This is a genomic window from Mesorhizobium sp. M0244 (genome assembly GCF_040321795.1).
Lineage (GTDB): Bacteria > Pseudomonadota > Alphaproteobacteria > Rhizobiales > Rhizobiaceae > Mesorhizobium.
Genome location: NZ_JAMYSE010000081.1, coordinates 1 through 19,952, shown reverse-complemented (window position 1 = coordinate 19,952; position 19,952 = coordinate 1). Strand labels below are relative to the sequence as shown.

Here is a 19,952-nt window from a genome sequence, read left to right as displayed (position 1 = left end):
TGTCGGCTACAACCTTGAGGCCTTGGTGGGAATGACGCGCAGCCGGTCACGTCGGCGCTGATATTTCCGCGTCATCTCGGCCGCGGCGTGGCCGAGCTGCTTTTGCACATAGCGCTCGTCGACCTCGGCCGACGAGGCAAGGGGTATTCAGACGATTATCCGTGCCGCCCGGCCGAGCGTGCGTTCGGCATCGTTGTAGTAGTTGGACGCCTGTTGCACCGAGCGATGCTGCGACTGCTGCATGGCTTCGGGCAGCGGAATGCCGCGGCGTGCGGTTTCGGTGAGATAGCCGGAGCGCAGGCCGTGGGCGGAGAAGGCTTGCGGATCGAGCCCGGCCTCGGCGACGCGGCGCTTCAGGATCAGATTGACGGCTTGTGGCGTCAGGGCGCGTTTTTCGAGATTGCCCCAACGGTCGATGCCGCGGAAGACGGCGCCTTCGGTGATCTCGGCGCGTTCGAGCCAGCCTTTCAGGGCCAGAACAGGCCGGCCGACGAGCAGCACGGAGGCGTCGCTGTCGGCCTGTGTCGTCTTTGTCCGGCCGAGCCGGATCGACAGGCACGGGAGCTTGTTCGAAGAATCCGGAGCCTTGGGATCGGCCGGCACCGGCTCTTCTTCGACGATCTGCTCGAACCTGAGCGAAGCAATTTCGCTACGGCGGCGGCCGCCGGACGCGAAGGCGGTGATGAGAAGGGCGCGGTCGCGCACGTCGACGAGACGGTCCCCGGCGCAGGTGCTGAGCAGGGCGGTCAAAATGTCGGCGGTCACGGCTTTCTTGCTCTTGCGGCCGCACCGCCAGTTTTATGGCGCTCTGCAAGCCCGGGGCTGAAAAATTTCCGCGCAAACCGCGCCATTTGGTCAGCGTCGACCAGCTCGACAGCCGCCGGCGCACGGTGGCGGGCGCGTGCGGTCCGTCGCTGCGCAAAAGCCCTTGCGATTTCAGCGTCGCCGCGACGTCGGTCGGCATGCCGTGCGCCGGATCCGTTTCGCGTTTCGCAAAATCCCACAGGTGGTGCGCGACGAATTTGATCAGCAGCGCTTCGGGCGCCGGCCAGGGCAGCGGCTGTCCGGTGGCCGCCAGCGACCACGCCTCGAGATAGCCGAGGTCGGAGGCCAGCGCCCGCAGAGAATTTGCGCCAATGCCTTCCCTGGCCAGGTGGCGCAGCGTTGCGACGTCGTCATCGGTCAGGAGATCGGCCAGAAAATCGCGACGGTCGAACGGCAGCACGGAATCGAGCGCGTCGAGGGCTTCGGCCCGTCGCGCGACGAGTTCGGTGCTTTGGCGGCCGCCGGCGCGGGCAGGGGGCGTTTCTGGCATCGAGGGGACCTTTCGGGCGGGTTTCTGCGGCCGTTGCAGCCGTGCTTTGCGCCGAATCTAGCGCCTCTTGGCCGCCCAAGCCATCGCTATCGATAAGCGGTCATCATCGATACCGATCTTTGTGCGCAGGATTATCGCCTGTGACGGAAGTGAATGGCAATATAGCTTCCGTTTCGCAAATCGGCTACAACGGAATCAATGGCTTACGTTTTCGCCAACTTACCCCTGAACAGCCTGATCGGGCCGCTCGCTCGCGCCGAAGATGTCGGTTTTACTTCCCGATTTCAATTGAAACGCTAAGCTGAAAATCCTGCTCTCCGGGATCTCTACATGGCGGCCTGAAACGGGGGAGGGGAGGGGCTTTCTCAGAGGCCCGACGCCTTGGTCAGGTTGGTGCGGAATCTGTCTCGCCTCCGTTGATATTTGCGTGTCATCTCGGCCGAGGCGTGGCCGAGATGCTTTTGCACATATCGCTCCTCGATGTCGGCCGATGACGCTAGGCCGGCACGAAGGGAATGGCCCGAGAACAGCAACTCGCGTTCGCCTTCCGGAAGATCGGAACGGACGCCGGCGGCAAGGGTGGTCTGCTTGACCAGGCGCGCGACATGCTTGTCGGAAAGCCGCTCGGTGTCGACGGTCTTGTTGTCCTTGAAGATGCGCCGGAAGAGCGGACCCCGCGCGATGCGACCGAAGCGGATCCAGCTCTCGAGCGCGGCGGCCGGGCAGGTCTGGTCGGATGCTCCTAAACCGACCTCGACCTCGCGCCATCCCGTCTTGCCGCGCAGGGTGACCAGCACGCCTTTGCCGTCAAAAATCTCGATCCAGCCGGCGCCGTCACTGCGGTCGTCGCGCACGACGTCCAGACCGACGATTTCGGAGCGCCGAAGGCCGCCGGCAAAGCCGAGCAACAGGATCGCCCGGTCGCGCAAGCCCCGCAGATCATGGCCAAGCGTGTTGACCATCGCCTTGATGTCGTCGCCAAGCACGGCTTCCTTCTGCCGCGGCGGCTTTGCGTGCTGGCGGCGAATGCCGGCGAGTACGGTGGCGATGTGGCGATCCGCTCGATCCATCGGCTGGCCACGCTGGGTGAAGTTCCAGGCGAGACCGGATAGGCGGCGCTCGATCGTCGCGACGGAGAGCGATGGCAGGCCGCGTTTCGGATCGCCGGCAGCGCAGGCACCGATGTAGAGACCGATGACCTGGCTGGAGGGCGGTAGCGGATCGAATCCTTCCCGGCGACACCAGGAGGTGAAATGCCGCCAATCCTTGGCGTAGGCGTCCCGCGTGTTCTCGGAACTGGCGGCCTTTGCGTAGGCCGTCGCGGTCTCGACGAGGGCTTCCAGCCGCGCCGGCGATGAGCCCATTTCCATGACCAGATCGACGATGTCGGGCAGATCGCCGTCAAGATCGTCGGCGTCCGAGAGATCGTTTTCGGTGGCATTGGCCGGGGGATTTTCCATGATTTGGCAGGCTACCGCCATACGTCCGATAAGGCAAGCTTATCGGACATAAAAGCGTTGCGACAGGCTGTGCGCTTTGCACCGGATCGCTAGCGAAAAGCGCACGATGGCGTTATCGTCCACGCCATGATTCGTCCCGCCATGTCGCCGATTGCATCGACCTGCGAGCCGCCCACCGTGCCCGGCTGGGCGACCCAGCGCGGGTCGGTGACAAGCGATGCGGAGGCGGCGTTCATGGCCGGCGCGGCGTTGCATGCGCTCGACACTCTGGTGCGCGCGGCACCGCCCTGGGCCGGCGCCTGGCGCCAGCGCCAGGCGTTGAAATGCGCCGCGGCCGCCGTGCGCCTCGCCGGCCGCGCCGAGGACGAGGCGGCGCTGCGCGACGCCGGGCATCTGCGCAGCCCAGGCGACGATCCCGGCCCCTCCGGCGCCATTTTTGCGGCATGGAAACGACTGGCCTCACGCTCGCCGGCGGTCGACGCCGACGGCCTGCGCGGAATCTGCGACTTGCTCGGGGTCCGCTGGGATGGCGCGCTGGCGACCATCCCCGAACGCATGGACGATCTGCTGCGGTCCGCGCCGCCGGCGCCGTTCATGGCCGCCGCCATCGCCGGGCACGTCCACGCCGCGCGGCCGGAGGCGGCGTTTTTGGGCTGGTGGCTCGCCGACCTGGCGCTGGCGCAAAGATTGCGCTGGCCGCGGCCGGTGCCGCTCCTGATGGCGCAGGTGCATTCGTCAGCCTTTCGCACCGAGGGCGCACGAGGCGCAAAAATACGGCCGGGGGAGCAAAAGTTCGAGCGGGCGGTCTGCCTCGCGGTCGCGCAAGCCTCGGTGGAGGCCTGCCGGCTGGCCGCCGACATCGCCCGGAACGCCGCCCGGCTTGCCGCGGCGGCGCCCAAGCTCAGGGCGAAAGGGGCGGGGGCGGCGATCAGGTTGCTTCTCGACGAGGACGCCGTGCCCGGCTCGCTGCAGACGCCCCATCTGTCGCGATGGGGCGCGCGGCGCCTGTTCGAGCGGCTGACCGGTCTCGGCGCGGTGCGCGAACTGTCCGGCCGCGCCACCTTTCGCATCTACGGGCTGTGATGATGGCGGCGCGTCCGACGAAGGCTCGCCGAGGAAATGGGGATGGGCAACGACTGTTGCTTGACCGGGATCTCGACCACCTGCCGCCGGAGGTTCGGTGGCGTGAATGGATGGGGCGGGTCGAGGCCGTCATTTTCGCTTCCCACCAGCCGGTGTCGCGGGAGGTTCTTGCGCGGATGGTGGGCCGCGACTGCAATCTCGATCTTCTGATCGACGACATCCGCGCCGAACTGCGCGGCCGGCCCTACGATCTGGTGGCGGTCGCCGACGGCTGGCAGCACCGCACCCGGCCGGCTTTTTCAGACGCTATCCGCGCCGCTTCGGGCGTCAGCGAACAGACCGTCGACCTGTCGCAATCGGAAGCGCTGGTGCTGATGACGGTGGCGTATTTCCAGCCGATCACCCGCGCCGAGCTGTCCGGTTTTTTCGGCCGCGAGATCAGCCGCGACCTCATTGGCAATCTGCGCGGCGCCGGCTTCATTGCTTCCGGACCGCGCGCGCCGCAGCCGGGGGCGCCCTACACCTATGTGACGACGAAGACCTTCCTGTCCCACTTCAGCTTCGAGACGCTGCGCGATCTCCCCGACATGGAGAAGCTCGAGGACGCCGGCCTGCTCGACAAGGCAAAACTGCTCGCCGACTTGTCCGGCGCGCTCGGCATTGTCAGCGAAGACGCAGAGGCGGAGGAGCAGGGGCTGCCATGACGCCACCGCCATTCGGGGAAGACACGATCCGTGCCCTCGCCACCGAGGAATCCTTCGCGCGCGGCAAAAGCTACTTTCGCAGCGGGGCTGTTTCCGAACTCGTGCGCCGCGGCGATGTCCTGACCGCGCAGGTCGAAGGCAGCGAATTCGCGCCTTACGTCGTGTCGGTCAGGCTCCGCGATGGCGGCGTCGCCGACACGCGCGGCGTGATCGAGACACGCTGCTCCTGCCCCTACGACTGGGGCGGCGCCTGCAAGCATGTCGTCGCCGTGCTCCTGAAGTTTGTTGCCAAGCCGGGCGAGGTCGTGGAAAGGCTTCCGCTCGCGGACATGCTCCGGGACCTCAATCGGGCGGCGCTGGCGGCGCTGCTGATCAGCCGGGCCGAGGAGGATCCGGGCTTGGTGCTCTGGCTCGAGGCGGAACTGGCCGTCGGCGCGCCGGACGGATTTTTGGCGGGTGCGCGCCGCACCGCCGTCGATCCGAAACCGATCAGACGGCAGGCTGAGGCGCTGCTGTCGGGGCGCAATTCCCGAAGACGCGGCTGGAGCGACGATGTCCCCGCGATCGACGAGGACGGCGTCGCGGCGCTGATCGACAAGGCGAGGCCTTTCCTCGAGGCGGGTGACGGTCGCAACGCCCTCGCCATTTTGGAGCCGGTCACCGAGGCCCTGGTGCCCGCATGGCTCGAACAGGCCGACTGGGACGAAACGCTGCACGAGTTTTTTCCCGTGCTCGGCCAACTGATCGCCGAGGCGGTCCTGATGAGCGATCTCGCACCTGGCGAACGCGACGACCTGATGGCGCGGCTCGATGTCTGGCAGGGCGAACTCGACGGCTACGGCCTCGACGACCATCTGCAGGTCGCGATCGATGCGCTCGAACAGGGCTGGGATGAGATCGGTCTTGCGGACGTGATGGCCGGCCGGGGACGAACCTGGCCGCTCTCGGGCCAGGGCGACTGGATCATGGAGCGGCTGACGGAAGCCCGGCTGCGGGTGCTCGATATCGGCGGGCGGGCGGAGGAATTTCTCAACCTCGCCAGAGCGGCGGGACGGCATGGCGATCATGCCGCGATGCTCGTGCGGCTGGCACGTGTCGCGGAAGCTGCCGCTTATGCCCGGAAACAGTTTCGCTCCGCCGAAGAGGTTCTGCTGCTCTCACAGGTCTTGAAGGAGGCGGGACAGATCGACGAGGCGCTGGAACTGGCCGAATGGGGTCTGACGCTGAAGGCGGAAGAGGACCGCTCCTATGGGATTGTCGGTCTCGCGCGCTGGCTGCGCGATTGCGCCGCCGCGCTGGCCAGGAGAGAACCCGCATTGACGGCGGCGGGCGCCGCTTTCGAGCACAGTCTGTCGCTCGATGATTTTCGGGCGGCCGAGACCCTGGCCGGACCGGAATGGACGGCGATGCGCGCCCGCCTTCTCGCGAAGTTGGCGGCGGCGAAACACGCTCACGACCGGACCGAGATTTTCCTGAACGAAGGCAGGATCGACGAGGCGGTGCGGTCCGTCGACGTCGAGAACGTTTTGCGCAATCCGTCCAATACGGTTCTTATGCGCCTCGCCGAGGCGGCGCACGCCAGCCATCCCGACTGGGTCATCGATGTCTGCGAGCGCATGGCCGTCAACGTCATGGATTCGGGCCAGGCCGGATTCTACGAACTGGCGGCGCAGTGGCTGGAAAAGGCGGTGCTCGCCTATGATGCGGCGGGCCGGTTCGACGACTGGATCGAAAGGATCGACAAGCTTATCGAAAAACACCGGCGCAAGCACAAGCTCAAGCCGCTGCTCCAAGCGTTGCGCCCGGGCGCATAGGCATGGCCGGACGGCCTTGGAGAGCCAAACCGCCATATCGTCGCACGAACGCGGCAACATCGTCGATAGACCCTGACCGACGCTATTCCAGACGGTAGCCAAGGGTCCGATATCCGGTCCGCCGCTTCGCGGCCATACGCGCCAGAACCTGCACGGCCCCGTCGACATAATCATAGACGAGAACGTCGGACTTGCCCTGATGTTCGCGATGCAGGCGCCCGACATACTGGGCGAGCGTCCCCTTCCACGAGATCGGCATGGTCAGGAACAGCGTGTCGAGCCGATGGTCGTCAAAGCCTTCTCCGAGATAGCGGCCTGTCGCCAGAATGAGCCGTTCCTGATCGTCCGATACGCGAAGGGCAGCCTCGGCCGCATAGATCAGATCGTTGCGGGGCTCGTCCACAGCAATCTCTGCAGCTTGTAGAGATTGACGAGTTCGTCGAGGCAGACCAAAGCCTCGCCGATCCGGTTGGCGCAATGGTCCATAAAGGCATGGAGTGCCACGTCCGGGGACGCCAAAACGCGATAAGGCATGCAACTCATCAATGACCACGGCATCCAGGCGCGAAAACAGCTGCGCAACCTCACCACCTCTGCGCACCAGCAGCGCCGCGCTTCGACTTCTTCGCGCATGGCCCTTGCGAGATTGCCGTGATGCGGATCATTCACGATGCACGCACGCTCGGCACCTATCCGCTGAGCTCTCCAGTTGCACGTGGTGAAACCATTATTTTCACGGGACGCCGTTGGCAAGTCATCGAAATCGACGATCGCGCTCGGGTCATTATGGTCAAGCCGACACGGGCAGGAAAGCCACCGCATTTCAATGGCAGGGGCGCGGCCATCCACGATCATGTGGTGGCAACGATGCGCGCGGTTCTCGCATCCGATGAGGGCTACCCCTATCTCGATCCGGCAGCGAGCCGGCTGCTCGATGAGGCACGCAGATCGTTCCTGGATCTGCAGCTGGACCGCCGTTCAATCATCACACATGGGGAGGGCGTCCTGATTTTGCCCTGGGTCGGAACCAGGAAGCTGCAGACCCTGACCCTGGCATTGCTGGCCCGCGAGTTCAAAGCATCGCATTTCGGGCATGCCATCGAGCTTCAGGAATGCGAGGCGCAAAATGCGATAGAAACGCTGCAGGACATAGCGGGTTCGCCGGCGCCAGATGGCGAAGAACTTGCTTCGCGACTGGCGCAACCCGCCTTGGCAAAATTCGACAATTTCCTGACCGATCACTTGATGACATTGGTCACGATGACGGAAAGAATCAGCGCCAACGACTTGCCTCTGATCGCCGCCAACACACTGGGAGACTATGCGACGCACAAAGTGACATAAACCAACAGAATCAATTGCTCGCAGCCCGCATCGGCACCCTTTCGCATATGGCCAAGCCTGCTATAACGAGCCCTTCGACGCGCTCCTGCGTTCACCAGATTTGAACTGACCAGGATGAAAACCAGCATCGGTCTACTTGCCGGAGCACAAGCAGGAGGAACTGGCCCGTGTGGTCGAAATCCTGCATGCCGAATTCGAGGACGCGCTGGCCGAGAGCAGCGCGGACTGGAAGAAGAGCGGCCGCATCCTGAAAATTATCCTGTTCGGGTCCTATGCCCGAGGCGACTGGGTCGACGAGTCGCTGACGATGAAGGCTACCGCAGCGATTTCGATCTGCTGGTGATCGTCAACAACAACAAGCTCGCCGACTTCGCCTGCTGGTACAAGGCGAAGGATCGGCTCGACCGCGATCGCGCCATCAAGACGCCAACCAGCTTCATCGTGCACAGCCGCCGCTTCGTAAACACCGCGCTGCGCCAAGGGCAGTAGTTTTTCACTGACATCCGCCGCGAGGGCATTGTCCTCTACGAGCTCGACGACGAACCGCTCGCCGAACCCAAGCCTCTCACGCCGAAGGCGACGTATGAGACAGCCAATGAACATTTCGAAGGTCGTTTCCCCGGTGCCAAGGGCTTCCTCGACACTTTTTGGTATGTTCTTAAGCAGGGTCGACATAAGGAAGCGGCGTTTCAGCTCCACCAAGCCATCGAGCATAGCTATGCAACACTCCTGCTGGTGCTCACCAACTACAGCCCACCCTCCCATAATCTCACGTTTCTGAGGGCCTTGGCCGAGGACCAGGATCGACGGTTGTCCGAGGCATGGCCTCGTGAGCAGCAACGTCATCGGGCCTGGTTCAACACGTTGAACGAGGCCCATGTGAAGGCCCGGTATTCCAAGCACTACCTGATAAGCGAGGAGGCGCTCGTCTGGTTGGGCGAGCGGACAGCGGAACTTCACAAATGCACTGAACACGTCTGCCGGGAACATCTGGCACGGATCGGCGAAGTCGCCGTCGAGCAGCAGGCCATAGACCAAGGTCCCTCATAGCCATTGACCGTTATGCACTGGCCACGACTTCATGACATCTGCTGTGCGCTCGAGAGAAATCTGTGACGCACCTCACGTAAGGCGCAAAAAACAGTAGAGATACTTGACTCTTTCTGACTACCGTACTGTCGATAGAAGGATTCGAGTCCGAGTCGCAATTGACTAGAGGCGGCAGCGCTCTGGTCAACGCCCGATTTCGACGGTCATATCATCTACTAACGATCATTGCTCGCCGAGAATAATCTAACATCGATTTGGGGCTTAGCATGTGGGCCGACGCGGAAACGGACTCTGATTTTTTGAATTATTCCGAAGTTGCGGAGCTCGTTGCCGAGCTTATTTCAGATCCGCATCTTAGACCCTTGTCCCTGGGAATCTTCGGCGGGTGGGGTACTGGCAAGTCCACTACTCTCCGGCTTGTAGAAGCTGAACTCGCAAAGACCAAGGATAAATACCTGGTCGTCAAATTCGACGCGTGGCTGTACCAGGACTTCGATGACGCTCGCGCGGCTCTGATGGGCGTGATCTCTTCGGCCTTGATTGACGCATCGCCTACCCCACTAAAGGGCAAGGCGGTCAACTTGCTCGGACGAGTAAACAAGCTGCGCCTGCTTGGTCTTGCAATCGAAGGGGGCGCCCTCGCGTTCGGTGTTCCAACCTTCGGTGCCATCACAAGGGGTGTGGAGGCTGTTGGGAATGCTTTTGTAGGTAGAGCTGGCGAGACGGATGTCGAAGCGGCCAAAGATGCCGTCTCCATGGTAGGTGAAAAGGCGCAGCAATTACTGAAGCCGGCCGAAAACCGAGGTCCGCCGGAGGAAATCGATGCATTCAGGGTCGAATTTGGCGAAGTGCTAAAGGGCCTCAACCGGACGTTGGTTGTCTTCATTGACAATCTCGACCGTTGCCTACCCGCCAATGCCATACATACCTTGGAGGCAGTGCGTCTCTTCCTCTTCCTACCCAACACAGCATTCGTGGTTGTGGCGGACGAAGACATGATCCGCCATGCGGTGTCGCAGCACTTCAACAATCCAACGCAACGCCACATCGCGGACTACCTTGATAAGCTCATCCAGATGCCAATTCGCGTACCTCGCGTTGGCGTCCAGGAAGTCCGTGCGTATCTTTTCCTTTTACTCGCCGGACGAGGGAGTGTCTCGGCCGAGGACGTAGAACGGTTGCGCTCCTACCTCATTGAGAAACTGCGCCAATCCTGGAAAAAGGACGGGGTATTCACCGTCGAGGACGTTCTTAAAACGCTCGGGCCTGATGCTGATGACGCTTTGCATCAGGCCTTGGAGATGGCGGATCGGATGGCGCCTGCTCTCGCGCATTCGGCTGGTGTGCTTGGAAACCCACGCATTGTCAAGCGAATGCTGAACGTCGTTCGCATGCGCGCCTCCATCGCTCGCCGACGATCCATGCCGCTAGATGAGGCGATCATTACCAAGCTCGCGCTGTTTGAACGATGCACCGATACGGACGCCACAGAAGCGCTGCACACTGCAATCAATGCGGCCGGCGACGGAAAACTCGAAATCCTAGATCTCCTCGAGTCCAGAACGATAGAGAACGCCAAAGGCCTCCTTCCGGAGGCATGGGTCAAGCATCTAATTTTCTTGCGCGATTGGGCAAGTCTGGATCCACGGCTTGGGGGAATCGATTTGCGACCGGCGGTCTATTTGGCGCGAGAGACCGTACCCCTCAGAATCTCAGGTACTGCGATTTCGCCGGCGATCTTGAGAGCACTGCAGACACTGCTAAAAGTCACCAGCATTTCGTCAGCCGCCGGCCGCGAGGCAATTGGTGCTTTGAAAGCCGACGATCTCCCAGTTGTGATGGAGGCGATCATCGCAGAAATGCGCAAGAACTCCGATTGGAGCCGGATTCGCCCAGACTTCCGTGGTGCCTTCATGGTTGCGCAGCAATCAGCTGATGCCGGCGCTCTGCTAATGCGGTTCATTAGGTCGCTGCAGCTGCCGAAATATCCTGGATGGCTGTCCACCACGGTCAAGGGAGCAAAATGGTGGGAAGAATGAGGGGGGAAAATGGGAACGTCGTCGTCAGGCAAAGGGCGTAGAAATCAAAGTCCACTCGTGCCAGCGTATGCAGATGCCGATCCAGGAAAGCCGATGCCGCCGCCGGAAGGACAACGCTTTCGTGGCTTTCGCACGGAATTCGGGCGTGCAGTGGCCGGTGCCGGCGAGGGATCTTTTCGTTCAGCGCTAGGCAAGTATGCAAGGGACTCGACCGGCGGTGTTGACTACGGGCCCAGACGCTTTGGGCCTGCTTATGGCGCAGGGGGCGCTCTCGCCGGCCTGATCACCGAATTGCAGGCAGGTGGATCAGGTGAAAATGCGACCGGTGTAGACCTATCCGGTCTCGTTGGTCAGTCGGTGGGTGAGGCCGCAGAAGCCATTGCTCAAGCATTGGCGCCAGCAAACGCTGACCAGGATTTGATCCGGATCGCGATTCAGGAGGCCATCGCTGAAGTGCTCCCGGATGTTGCAATCTTTGACCCAGCTGCGCTTACGGCGGACGACATCGTTTCGCTCCTAGTCGAGTTTTTCAGTCGCGTGCTTTTTCAGGAGATCACTAACGACGCGGGCGACGCGTGGAACAAAACGGATGATCCGATGCGGGCGGTCGAAGCCGAAAACGAGCTCATGGACATCATCCGGGCAACGGTGGATCGGCACCTATCGCCAGCACTATCGGACGGCCTCGGTCAAATGACCCGCGTGCAGATGGAGCGGATCGAACGTGCTGCGATCGATGACATTTGGCGCGAGTGGGAAAGCTACGAATGACCGACGTAATCTTCCATCTCGATCCGCAATTTGTGCCAAGTTCACCGGGGAGTGGCGTTCACGTCCTGCTTTACGGGGGTGAGCCCGTACACGTCGGAACCGGGGCTATCGGAGCCCAACTTCGGGACGAAGCAAGCCGATTTGGGGTGCAGCCAACGGTGACGGCGATGGATTTTGTTTCGCTCGCCCTGGCCGTGACCGCGGCAGATACATTCGTGCAGAGAGATGATGCTGATAACGGGTGGAATAGAGAAATCCGCGTCGTCTTGCCTCTTCATGCGCCGCAAACCTGGAATGCGGTGAAAGCGGAACTGGAGGCTGCTTTACGCTTCCTCAGTGGGGACAATTGGGAATTTGAGTTTGTCGGCGGCGGCGAGCCGCCGCCGACGCGTCAACGCGTTCGCAGCCGGCAAAGAACAATCAGCGTCGCGAACGTCGATCTAGTATCGCTATTCTCGGGAGGACTGGACAGCACGATATCAACGATCGAGCTGCTCCGTGGCGGGAAACGTCCGCTTTTGGTTAGTCACGCCTATCGGGGAGATGCGCAAAAACAGGATCTCATTGCCGGGGAGCTTCCCAATAACCTGCAGCGATTCTCGGTCAACGCGCATCCGACCTGGAGCGGTGCATCCGATGTCAGCATGCGTACTCGCAGTTTCAACTTTATTGCCTTTGGTGTTCTTGCCGCCCAAGCCCGTTCGTCATTTCGCGGTGGTGTTACCGAATTGCTGATGCCTGAAAATGGTCTGATCGCACTCAATGCTCCTCTCACACCACGCCGTATCGGCTCCCTCAGCACGAGGACGACGCATCCTCATTTCCTGGCTTCCGTGCAGGCAATACTCACGCAAATCGGCCTCCAGGTGACAATCAGAAATCCATACGAAGCCACCACGAAGGGGGAAATGGTCTTCGGAATGGCGAGCTATCCAAGCTTCGAGCGTATCGCCAGCGAGACGGTCTCGTGCGGCAAGTGGAAGCGGACGAACCGTCAATGCGGGAGGTGCGTTCCCTGCCTAATCCGTAGAGCATCCTTTTATGCCGGAACCGTGGACGACAGGACTGATTATGAAGACGCCGACATTGCTCGCGTGATGTCCGACGAAGATAACCGCGATGACCTGGTTGCGATGATGACCGCAGTTCAGCGACTTGCAACAGAGAACATCGGAAGATGGGCGGCCCGCTCCGGGCCACTGCCGATTGACCTTCAAAGACGAAGCGACATACTGGATGTGCACCGACGTGGCCTGACTGAAGTCGGCAATTTCCTCCGAGATAGCGGGCTTTTGGTTTGATCGATTTTCACTGTCACCTTGACCTCTACCGTGATCCTGAGTTGGCAGCTGAGGATGCGAACAGGGCTGGGGTATACGTTCTGTCCGTAACGACTACCCCGAAGGCATGGCGTAAGACTGCGGCGTTGGCGAAGGGAAAGCCTCGAATTCGAACCGCTCTAGGGCTGCATCCCGAGCTGGCCGGTGATCGAATTGGCGAGCTCGCATTGTTTGAAGCCTTAGCAACGGAAACAAGGTACTTCGGTGAAATCGGCCTCGACGGCTCCCCCCAATTCAAACCCACACAGGACCTCCAATTACGCGCGTTCGAGTTCATCCTGCGAACGGCCTCGACGATGGGTGGAAAGATTCTGTCAATTCATAGCAGACGTGCTGCTGGAGACGTGCTCGACGTACTTGCACGCTTTCCGTCGTCTGGCACTCCGATTCTCCACTGGTTTAGTGGAAACAGCAAAGAGCTACAGCGCGCCATTGGGCAGGGTTGTTGGTTCAGCGTCGGGCCAGCGATGCTTCGAACAAGAAACGGCCGTACGATTGCTCAAGCGCTACCGAGGAATCGCGTGCTTACCGAAACAGACGGCCCTTTTGCAATGGATCGTAGCCGCCCGTTACAGCCGGTAGACGCTTGGATGGCTGTCGAGGAACTAGGTCGCGTTTGGAATCTGGACTCGGCAGCTATGCATTATCAACTCAGAGAGAACCTGCGTGTTCTTTCAGCATCAGTACCCAATGATGTTATCCACCCGTGAAGGAGTTTTGTAGGACCGCGAACCTGTTTCACACCATAGAGGGATGTGGTCTCGCGGCTCTGGAGACGGTTCGACGGGAAGGGACGGCTGGGGCCGTACCTTCTATCCGTGCAGAGACCGTGCGAGGGTCCGTGATCGGCGCGCTGACTGTGCGGATTTTGTTCGGCAACTGGCGGCGTTTGGCGGGCAGCGCCCGACGACGAAAAGTACTACAAGATTGCATAGCCGAAAGCGGATAAGATTCGACGTAGCTCATTGATGATCCCGCTCGCCCGATGCGTTTAGCCGCGTTCCTCTCGCGTTCAAGAAGAAATGTCGTCAGATTACTTTGAATAGTACGGACGGGAAAATCGATGACGGCAGATACGAGAGTCGGCTCAGTGTGGAGACGCTGGGATTTGCATGTCCATCCGCCGGGCACAAAACTGTCGGATTCTTACGGAAAAGCCTCGCCGGCCGTCGATGAGCAATTTATTGACATTCTCGCTGACTCTCCTGTCGCGGTTTTCGGGATTACGGACTATTTCAGTTGCGATCGGTCGTACGGAATAATCGATGCTTTCAGAGTGAGGCGTCCCGAATCCGATAAGGTGTTCTTTATCAACGTGGAGCTTCGGCTTTCTGAAGCAATCAATACGACAAGCGACAGCCCTGACCTTCATGTCATTTTCGACGGCGACGCCGAGGCGTGCCCGCGTACCAAGATCCGGGATTTCCTCCGCGCGCTGAAAACCAAGGGATCCGACCAATCCGGCGCCCGGCTTTCGTGTGCGGACCTGTTGACGCCCGCGGATTTCAAGGCAGCTTCCGTCGCCTTTGATGACGTCGTTCAAAGACTAGAAGAAACGTTCGGTGATCACCGCCCCTATCTGATCGTTTTCCCAGCCGGCAACAACGGAATGCGCAGCACGCATTCCGGATCGGCGCGGAAGATCACGATCGCTGACGGCATCGACAAGGCGTGCCACGCATTCCTGGGTCAGGAGGACAGTCGCGATTATTTCCTGAGGGAGGACCGCTACAAGCAAGGCAAATCCGATCCGAAGCCGGTCATCTGGGGCAGCGACGCCCATTCCTTTAAAGACTTGGAACGACTCGACGGCCGCACCCCTTACTTTCCGCACACATGGATCAAGGCAGACAGGACGTTCCGGGGGTTGCAGCAGATCTGTTACGAACCTGAGGGCCGTGTCTATATCGGCGAGGTGCCTCCGGTGGAAAACCGGAAAACTCGGCATCCCACCAAGATTCTTAAGAACTTGAGGATCGATCAAGTCCCGCATTACGACGGCGCACGAGGGCGATGGTTCAAGAACATCAGTCTGCCACTCAATCCCGAGCTGACGGCCATTATCGGCAACAAGGGAAGCGGCAAGAGCGCCTTGGTCGACATCATTGGCCTCCTTGGTGAGAGCCGGCTGGAGGAGCATTTCGCTTTCCTGTCCAACTCAGCGTCAAATAGGAAGTTTCGACAAAAGGGTTTCGCGGAGAACTTCCAGGCTGAGATCGAATGGCAAAGCGGCGGCAAAGTATCCAAGCTGCTCGATGACAAGGTTGACCCGACTAAGCCGGAATCGGTTCGCTACCTCCCCCAGAACTATTTCGAACGGCTGACCAACGAAATTCAGATCGAAAACTTTCGCAAGCAGATCGAGGACGTCGTCTTCTCGCACGTCGAGGAAACAGAGCGGATGGGGCAGGGATCATTCAAGGAACTGCTCGAACTCAAAACGTTGCAGAGCAAGGACGAGACGAGCGCCCTGAAGGCGCAGTTGCGCGCCAAGAACGTGGACATCGTTGCATTGGAGGAACGGGCCGAGCCGCAGTATCTAAGGTCGCTGCAGGCGCAACTCGACGCGAAGAATGCAGAGCTCGCCGCAATCAGCGATCCGGCGCCCATCGCAGCCCCTCACGAGGCAGGAACACGCGAGCAGGCGGTATTGTCGGCCTTGGCCAGCCAGTTCGCCGCCCAGCTGGCAGACTTGGAGGCCAGGCTGCAGGTCGCCGTGGACAGGGTCGCTGAATTGAAACGGAAGAAGACCGTTTTGGCGTCAGTGACTGATGCCTTGGAAAGCCTGAAGAAAAGGGTGGCTGAGGCAGTCGGACAGCTCCGTCCAAAACTTCAGGATTTCAGTATCGATGTGAATCAGGTTGTCACTTTGGACATTCAGGATCAGCAGGTGACAGCCCTAATCGAGCAGCTTACTAGGGAAGTAGCGGCGCTCGAGACCGACAACAAGGTCTCGTTTGAGACAACCTGGGCCCCTGATGCATTGATAAGCCTGCCGGATATCAGGGTGGGCATCGACTACTGCACTGAGAAGGCTACAGAACTCAGGGACCAGCTCAGCGCACCGCAACGGGAGTACCAGCAATATCTAGAGCTTCGGGAAGCCATCAATAAGCAAAAGGCTTCAGCCCTTGGCAACGAGGCAGACCCTCAACCCAACACCGTTCGACATTTGCAGCGTGCGATCGCCGACTTGACGAACGAACTCCCCGGACAGATCGCCGCGACCCGCGAGGCGCGGTCGAAACTCGCGCGCGAAATCTATGCAAGCAAGAATAGGATTCTTGAGTTTTACAAGGATCTTAAACAGAGCGTCGACACCCAACTGGCCACGGTGGCTATTAGAGATTTCAGCGTCGAGATCGATGCATCCTTCATTCTAAAGAACGACTTTGCCGAAACGTTCCTCTCGAAGGTCATCAAGAACAAACGCGGACCGTTCAATGGTCTCAACAAAACGCCAGGACAAACACTTTCCGAGTTCATAAGCGTCATTAATTGGAACGACATAGACTCGATCCTTAATGGCCTCGAAGCGGTCCTAGCCGCCATGCAGGCCGAGGAATACCGCTTCGGGGATCAGGTAAGAGACCCCAAGGATTTTTATGACCTCCTATTCAGCCTCGACTACATCGAGCCTTCCTACAAACTCAGATTGAGTAGCAAGGACCTAGAGGAACTCTCCCCGGGCGAGAAAGGGCTTCTGCTGCTTATATTCTATCTGCAACTGGATAAGGACGACATCCCGCTAATCATCGATCAGCCCGAGGACAATCTCGACAACGAGAGCATTTTCCTGATTTTGGCGCATTGCATACGCAACGCCAAGAGATCCCGTCAGGTCATTCTGGTGACGCACAATCCCAACCTCGCCATCGGTGCGGATGCGGAGCAGATCGTGTATGTGAAGTTGGACAAAGCTCGGCAATACAAGTTCTCATACGAAAGCGGGGCGATAGAGAACCCCGACATCAACAAGCGTATCGTTCTCGTGCTGGAAGGTTCTCAGCCGGCCTTTGTCAAACGACGTCTCAAATACAATATTTAGCCACTGGAGTAGCGGCGTTCTATACGATCAAGCGCGAGCACACTCGACGGTTTTGTGCAGTTTCGACCCTCGGTCCCATCCATCGACGATGACCCAATGGAACCTTTCGACCATTTCCGATCCGAGGAGGTTTTCCGGCGTCTGGGGAGAGGGCGAGGGCAGGACACCTAATCTACCTGAGACATTACCGGCACCTGTGCGCGATCGCTAAGTCCGTTGTTCCCAGCGTGCACGATCTATCAGCTCGCATGGTCGGGTGTGCCTGCTGCTGGGTGCGACTTCTCGGCGCCATGGAAAAGGCAAGCGGGACTCGCCACTGACGACGGCCGCAAGACTGACATTCTGGTTGATATTGGATTTTGCGGCTGGCGTCTGTCTGTCAGACTAGGCCTCCACATCCAGGTGAAGAGGCCGGAGACGGACAGGCGGAACCCTATCGCAGACCGAAGCTACCGGTCCGATCTCGGCCCGAACCAGCCACTCAAATCTCCGTTTCGGAACGGCCGGGAACTGGGCCGGTGCCGGACTGTCGGGTTTTGGTCGTTTGGGGTCAGGAGCTGCCGTTATACTCGCCGGGTACCCTCAACTCCGCTATCGACCCCATTGCAGCGCAAGCGCTTCTCTTTCGAAAAGAAAGCAACTGGCCCAAACGGACATTTCCTCCGTCGCTCTGTCCGCGCTATCCAATTAAGGGCGCAGTAGCCCGCTCATTTCCCACATCTAGCCCGGCGAAAGACGACATAGTCCATGACCAAATCAGTCAATAGCGACCCAAACGCCGAGGCGTTGCACAAGCTCCGCAAGCGGCTCGGCAAGAAACTCGCCGGCTTTTCTTCTGACTTTCCGGCCGGGCTGGACAGCTGGGACATGGAGTCCTTTCGGCCCCCCGCCCGGCTTTTCCCGGTGCCCGAACTGGTGCTATTCGCCTTTCGCAACATAATGGGCTGGAGGTGGAGCGGACACGGCGAGAAAGTACGCTGGACGGTCTATGGAAGTGTCCTAGGGGAACCTGTCGCTTTCGAGTTGCGCAAGTTTGGCTTTACTATCCTGCTCGCCAAGGATCACGAGGTATCTCACGATCGCATCGTCGGACAGGTCGGCGCGGCCATGCGTCAGATCGAAGATCTGCTCGCCCCGTTTGCGGCAGAGCAGGCCAATTCGGGCAACGTCCTGATTGTCAACCGATTCGGCGAGTTCGAGAGCCGTTACCGCTACTTCCGATCCAAAGCCAAGAAGGCGTTCGCACGAGCGGACAAGCCACCCAAGCTGCCCAAGGCGTCAAAGGGAAATAAAGAGAGCGCCTCCCGCTTGCCGGTGGGAATGCTGGCGGCCGTGCTCAATCATGCGCACGCGGCGCAGAGCGAGGGCTACTACCTCACAACCGCGATGATCGAGGCATACTTCAGCGCCCTAGAACATCGACTGATTCTGCTGCGAGCCTTTAACGGCCAGCCACTTGAGGCCGGAGGGCTGTTGGCGTTCCTCGCCAAATCGTGGGACGACAAGCTCAAGGTTGTCCTACCTTTTGAGGACAATCATCCGGCTGGAGTCATTTTGGGGAAGCTTCGGCGGATCAAGGAAAGGCTGCGAAATCCTTTTAGTCATGGCGGCGTCGAAAACGATGGTGGCTCGTTATTCTTCCATCTGCCGGGCGTGGGAGCTATCCCTGCGAACTTTTCCGGCTTCGCCGATAGTCCCCGATTCTCGTTCATCCCGATCGAAGTAGAGAGCTTTGATAAGTGCTGTGTGGTCTTCGACGCGGTCCACGACTTGCTTTCCACGGGCTCCTTGGAGTTGACCCACCGATTTGTCGATGCTGGCGTCGACCCATCATTCGATCCTGACACACTTTCTGAATATGCGGCGGCGAGGGCAAAGGGAGACCAGGCCGTGGAAGAGTGGATCGAGCGCTGGGGTCGGGATTGGACCACTCACGCAAACATGGACTACTGAATCGCGAGCGTAGTGACGTGAACAATGGCGTCTGGATGTGCCAGACCCATGCAAAGCTCGTCGACGATAATGCCAGCAAGCACACTGTCGCTGAGTTTCGGCGCTGGAAGGCGCAGCACCAGGACTGGGTCTTTCGGCGTGTTGCGAACGGTCCGGCGCACCCCTCATGCGGGCGTTTCAGTCCTTCGAATCACAAACATTGGGCCTTTTCGGGAGCGCATTGAGGTAAAGCTCGGCCGGGTGACCGTGGTCGCCACACAAGACGGCGGTTCGCCACAAGCATGTTGGAGTCGTTTGCAAAGGGGTCTCGATCCGGCTCTGGAAATCAGTTGTCTTCCTGGTTGCCTTCGTCGGCCAGCTTCTGCTTGCTTTTGCGCACTCTGATCTCGATACGACGCCTTGCCGGCGCATCTCCGGACTGCACACCATTGGTGAGACGATCGTCAGGCAAGATCAGTTGCCCACCTGACATGGGAAGGATGTTGAGGTGCTCCAACTCCGGTATCTTTTTCAGAACGGAGACGACGGATATTGCGCGCGCCAGGCCTAGCCCGGCATTGTCGCCCGGTTCCATTTTGCTGACGTCCTCGTCCCCAGAGAGGACGCGCCCGAACACATAATCCATATTCGATTGCCTCGACAATCGCTGCTCGTCAGTGTGGCCGATCACCTCGACGACATCGACATCGTATTTCGCGACGATCGCGGCAATCTGCTTGGCAATGACGTTCTCAAGCTTGGCGTGAAAGTCCGGTTTGAGTCCGGCACTGCTGACCTCGAAGGAGTAGCCTTCGGCCTCGCTGAGATTGATGATCGGTGGCAGATCCCTAGGCTGCCGCGTCGTTTGGGCGAGGTCTTTTTCGGCTTCGGCCAACTTCCGTTCCGCGTCGAGCGCGCGCTTGTCGGCCGACAGGAGCTTGCGCAGGTCGTCGGGTGCGCATTGCCTCGCCTGAACTGCTCCCTAAAATTGGTTTGTTGCCTCATCTAATTTGCTCCCGAATCAACAACTTCGGGAGCTGTGATGAGGAAGG

14 protein-coding genes and 3 pseudogenes are annotated in these 19,952 nt (G+C 60.0%); 11 read left to right on the top strand and 6 right to left on the bottom strand.

What is annotated here, in order from left to right:
- Positions 1 to 6 precede the first annotated feature (6 nt).
- The 3 genes and pseudogenes from NKJ08_RS30490 to NKJ08_RS30480 all read right to left on the bottom strand — a co-directional run.
- Positions 7 to 141: pseudogene (locus NKJ08_RS30490) on the bottom strand (integrase); the annotation flags it as partial.
- 6 nt (positions 142 to 147) lie between these two features.
- Positions 148 to 1,315 (bottom strand): annotated as a pseudogene (locus NKJ08_RS30485) (site-specific integrase).
- A 365-nt stretch (positions 1,316 to 1,680) separates the two neighbouring features.
- Positions 1,681 to 2,775: a tyrosine-type recombinase/integrase gene (locus NKJ08_RS30480; protein ID WP_352530561.1), complete on the bottom strand. Its 1,095-nt coding sequence runs from the start codon at positions 2,773 to 2,775 to the stop codon at positions 1,681 to 1,683.
- A 141-nt stretch (positions 2,776 to 2,916) separates the two neighbouring features.
- Between NKJ08_RS30480 and NKJ08_RS30475 the strand changes: the two genes are divergently transcribed.
- The 3 genes from NKJ08_RS30475 to NKJ08_RS30465 are packed head-to-tail and all read left to right on the top strand — an operon-like array spanning position 2,917 to position 6,376.
- Positions 2,917 to 3,858 carry a DUF1403 family protein gene (locus NKJ08_RS30475; protein ID WP_502906363.1) on the top strand — a complete coding sequence of 314 codons (942 nt, stop codon included), beginning with the start codon at positions 2,917 to 2,919 and terminating at the stop codon, positions 3,856 to 3,858.
- Positions 3,859 to 3,860: 2 nt separating this feature from the next.
- Entirely contained in the window at positions 3,861 to 4,562 is a 702-nt protein-coding gene (gene scpB, locus NKJ08_RS30470; RefSeq protein ID WP_051409785.1) for an SMC-Scp complex subunit ScpB, read from the top strand.
- The gene (locus tag NKJ08_RS30465) at positions 4,559 to 6,376 is read left to right on the top strand and encodes an SWIM zinc finger family protein (protein WP_352784851.1); all 1,818 of its coding nucleotides are present in this window, start codon (positions 4,559 to 4,561) and stop codon (positions 6,374 to 6,376) included. Before scpB ends, NKJ08_RS30465 begins: the two co-directional genes overlap by 4 nt.
- Before the next feature lie 82 nt (positions 6,377 to 6,458).
- Here the strand turns inward: NKJ08_RS30465 and NKJ08_RS30460 are convergent, their stop codons facing one another.
- Together NKJ08_RS30460 and NKJ08_RS30455 are read right to left on the bottom strand one after the other, a co-directional pair.
- On the bottom strand, positions 6,459 to 6,779 hold the full coding sequence (locus NKJ08_RS30460; protein ID WP_352784848.1) for a hypothetical protein: 321 nt from the start codon (positions 6,777 to 6,779) through the stop codon (positions 6,459 to 6,461).
- The gene (locus tag NKJ08_RS30455; RefSeq protein WP_352784846.1) at positions 6,755 to 6,910 is read right to left on the bottom strand and encodes a hypothetical protein; all 156 of its coding nucleotides are present in this window, start codon (positions 6,908 to 6,910) and stop codon (positions 6,755 to 6,757) included. The genes NKJ08_RS30460 and NKJ08_RS30455 overlap by 25 nt, the downstream gene beginning before the upstream one ends.
- Before the next feature lie 117 nt (positions 6,911 to 7,027).
- Here NKJ08_RS30455 and NKJ08_RS30450 point away from each other — a divergent pair, with 117 nt between their 5' ends.
- The 8 genes and pseudogenes from NKJ08_RS30450 to NKJ08_RS30415 all read left to right on the top strand — a co-directional run bounded on the left by NKJ08_RS30450 (position 7,028) and on the right by NKJ08_RS30415 (position 18,921).
- The gene (locus tag NKJ08_RS30450; RefSeq protein WP_352784843.1) at positions 7,028 to 7,720 is read left to right on the top strand and encodes a hypothetical protein; all 693 of its coding nucleotides are present in this window, start codon (positions 7,028 to 7,030) and stop codon (positions 7,718 to 7,720) included.
- Between the two features lie 136 nt (positions 7,721 to 7,856).
- Positions 7,857 to 8,770: pseudogene (locus NKJ08_RS30445) on the top strand (nucleotidyltransferase and HEPN domain-containing protein).
- A 266-nt stretch (positions 8,771 to 9,036) separates the two neighbouring features.
- The gene (locus tag NKJ08_RS30440; protein WP_352784841.1) at positions 9,037 to 10,809 is read left to right on the top strand and encodes a KAP family P-loop NTPase fold protein; all 1,773 of its coding nucleotides are present in this window, start codon (positions 9,037 to 9,039) and stop codon (positions 10,807 to 10,809) included.
- 93 nt (positions 10,810 to 10,902) lie between these two features.
- Positions 10,903 to 11,580 (top strand): Qat anti-phage system associated protein QatB, encoded by a 678-nt coding sequence (locus NKJ08_RS30435; RefSeq protein ID WP_352784839.1) that lies wholly within the window; start codon positions 10,903 to 10,905, stop codon positions 11,578 to 11,580.
- Complete coding sequence (gene qatC / locus NKJ08_RS30430) at positions 11,577 to 12,881, top strand: Qat anti-phage system QueC-like protein QatC (protein WP_352784836.1); 1,305 nt, start codon at positions 11,577 to 11,579, stop codon at positions 12,879 to 12,881. The genes NKJ08_RS30435 and qatC overlap by 4 nt, the downstream gene beginning before the upstream one ends.
- The gene (qatD, locus tag NKJ08_RS30425; RefSeq protein WP_352784834.1) at positions 12,878 to 13,630 is read left to right on the top strand and encodes a Qat anti-phage system TatD family nuclease QatD; all 753 of its coding nucleotides are present in this window, start codon (positions 12,878 to 12,880) and stop codon (positions 13,628 to 13,630) included. The genes qatC and qatD overlap by 4 nt, the downstream gene beginning before the upstream one ends.
- Positions 13,631 to 13,983: 353 nt before the next feature.
- Positions 13,984 to 16,968 (top strand): TrlF family AAA-like ATPase, encoded by a 2,985-nt coding sequence (locus NKJ08_RS30420; protein ID WP_352784832.1) that lies wholly within the window; start codon positions 13,984 to 13,986, stop codon positions 16,966 to 16,968.
- Positions 16,969 to 17,715: 747 nt separating this feature from the next.
- The gene (locus NKJ08_RS30415; RefSeq protein ID WP_352784830.1) at positions 17,716 to 18,921 is read left to right on the top strand and encodes a hypothetical protein; all 1,206 of its coding nucleotides are present in this window, start codon (positions 17,716 to 17,718) and stop codon (positions 18,919 to 18,921) included.
- 325 nt (positions 18,922 to 19,246) lie between these two features.
- On the opposite strand, the gene NKJ08_RS30410 is transcribed toward NKJ08_RS30415, so the two are convergent.
- Positions 19,247 to 19,795 (bottom strand): OmpA family protein, encoded by a 549-nt coding sequence (locus tag NKJ08_RS30410; RefSeq protein WP_352784828.1) that lies wholly within the window; start codon positions 19,793 to 19,795, stop codon positions 19,247 to 19,249.
- Between the last annotated feature and the right edge of the window lie 157 nt (positions 19,796 to 19,952).

Coding starts and splice junctions, on each gene's coding strand:
- NKJ08_RS30455 (WP_352784846.1), bottom strand. CDS start 6,910: ATGCCTTATCGCGTTTTGGCGTCCCCGGACGTGGCACTCCATGCCTTT.
- scpB (WP_051409785.1), top strand. CDS start 3,861: ATGGCGGCGCGTCCGACGAAGGCTCGCCGAGGAAATGGGGATGGGCAA.
- NKJ08_RS30475 (WP_502906363.1), top strand. CDS start 2,917: ATGTCGCCGATTGCATCGACCTGCGAGCCGCCCACCGTGCCCGGCTGG.
- NKJ08_RS30465 (WP_352784851.1), top strand. CDS start 4,559: ATGACGCCACCGCCATTCGGGGAAGACACGATCCGTGCCCTCGCCACC.
- NKJ08_RS30440 (WP_352784841.1), top strand. CDS start 9,037: ATGTGGGCCGACGCGGAAACGGACTCTGATTTTTTGAATTATTCCGAA.
- NKJ08_RS30415 (WP_352784830.1), top strand. CDS start 17,716: ATGACCAAATCAGTCAATAGCGACCCAAACGCCGAGGCGTTGCACAAG.
- NKJ08_RS30435 (WP_352784839.1), top strand. CDS start 10,903: ATGCCGCCGCCGGAAGGACAACGCTTTCGTGGCTTTCGCACGGAATTC.
- NKJ08_RS30420 (WP_352784832.1), top strand. CDS start 13,984: ATGACGGCAGATACGAGAGTCGGCTCAGTGTGGAGACGCTGGGATTTG.
- NKJ08_RS30480 (WP_352530561.1), bottom strand. CDS start 2,775: ATGGAAAATCCCCCGGCCAATGCCACCGAAAACGATCTCTCGGACGCC.
- qatC (WP_352784836.1), top strand. CDS start 11,577: ATGACCGACGTAATCTTCCATCTCGATCCGCAATTTGTGCCAAGTTCA.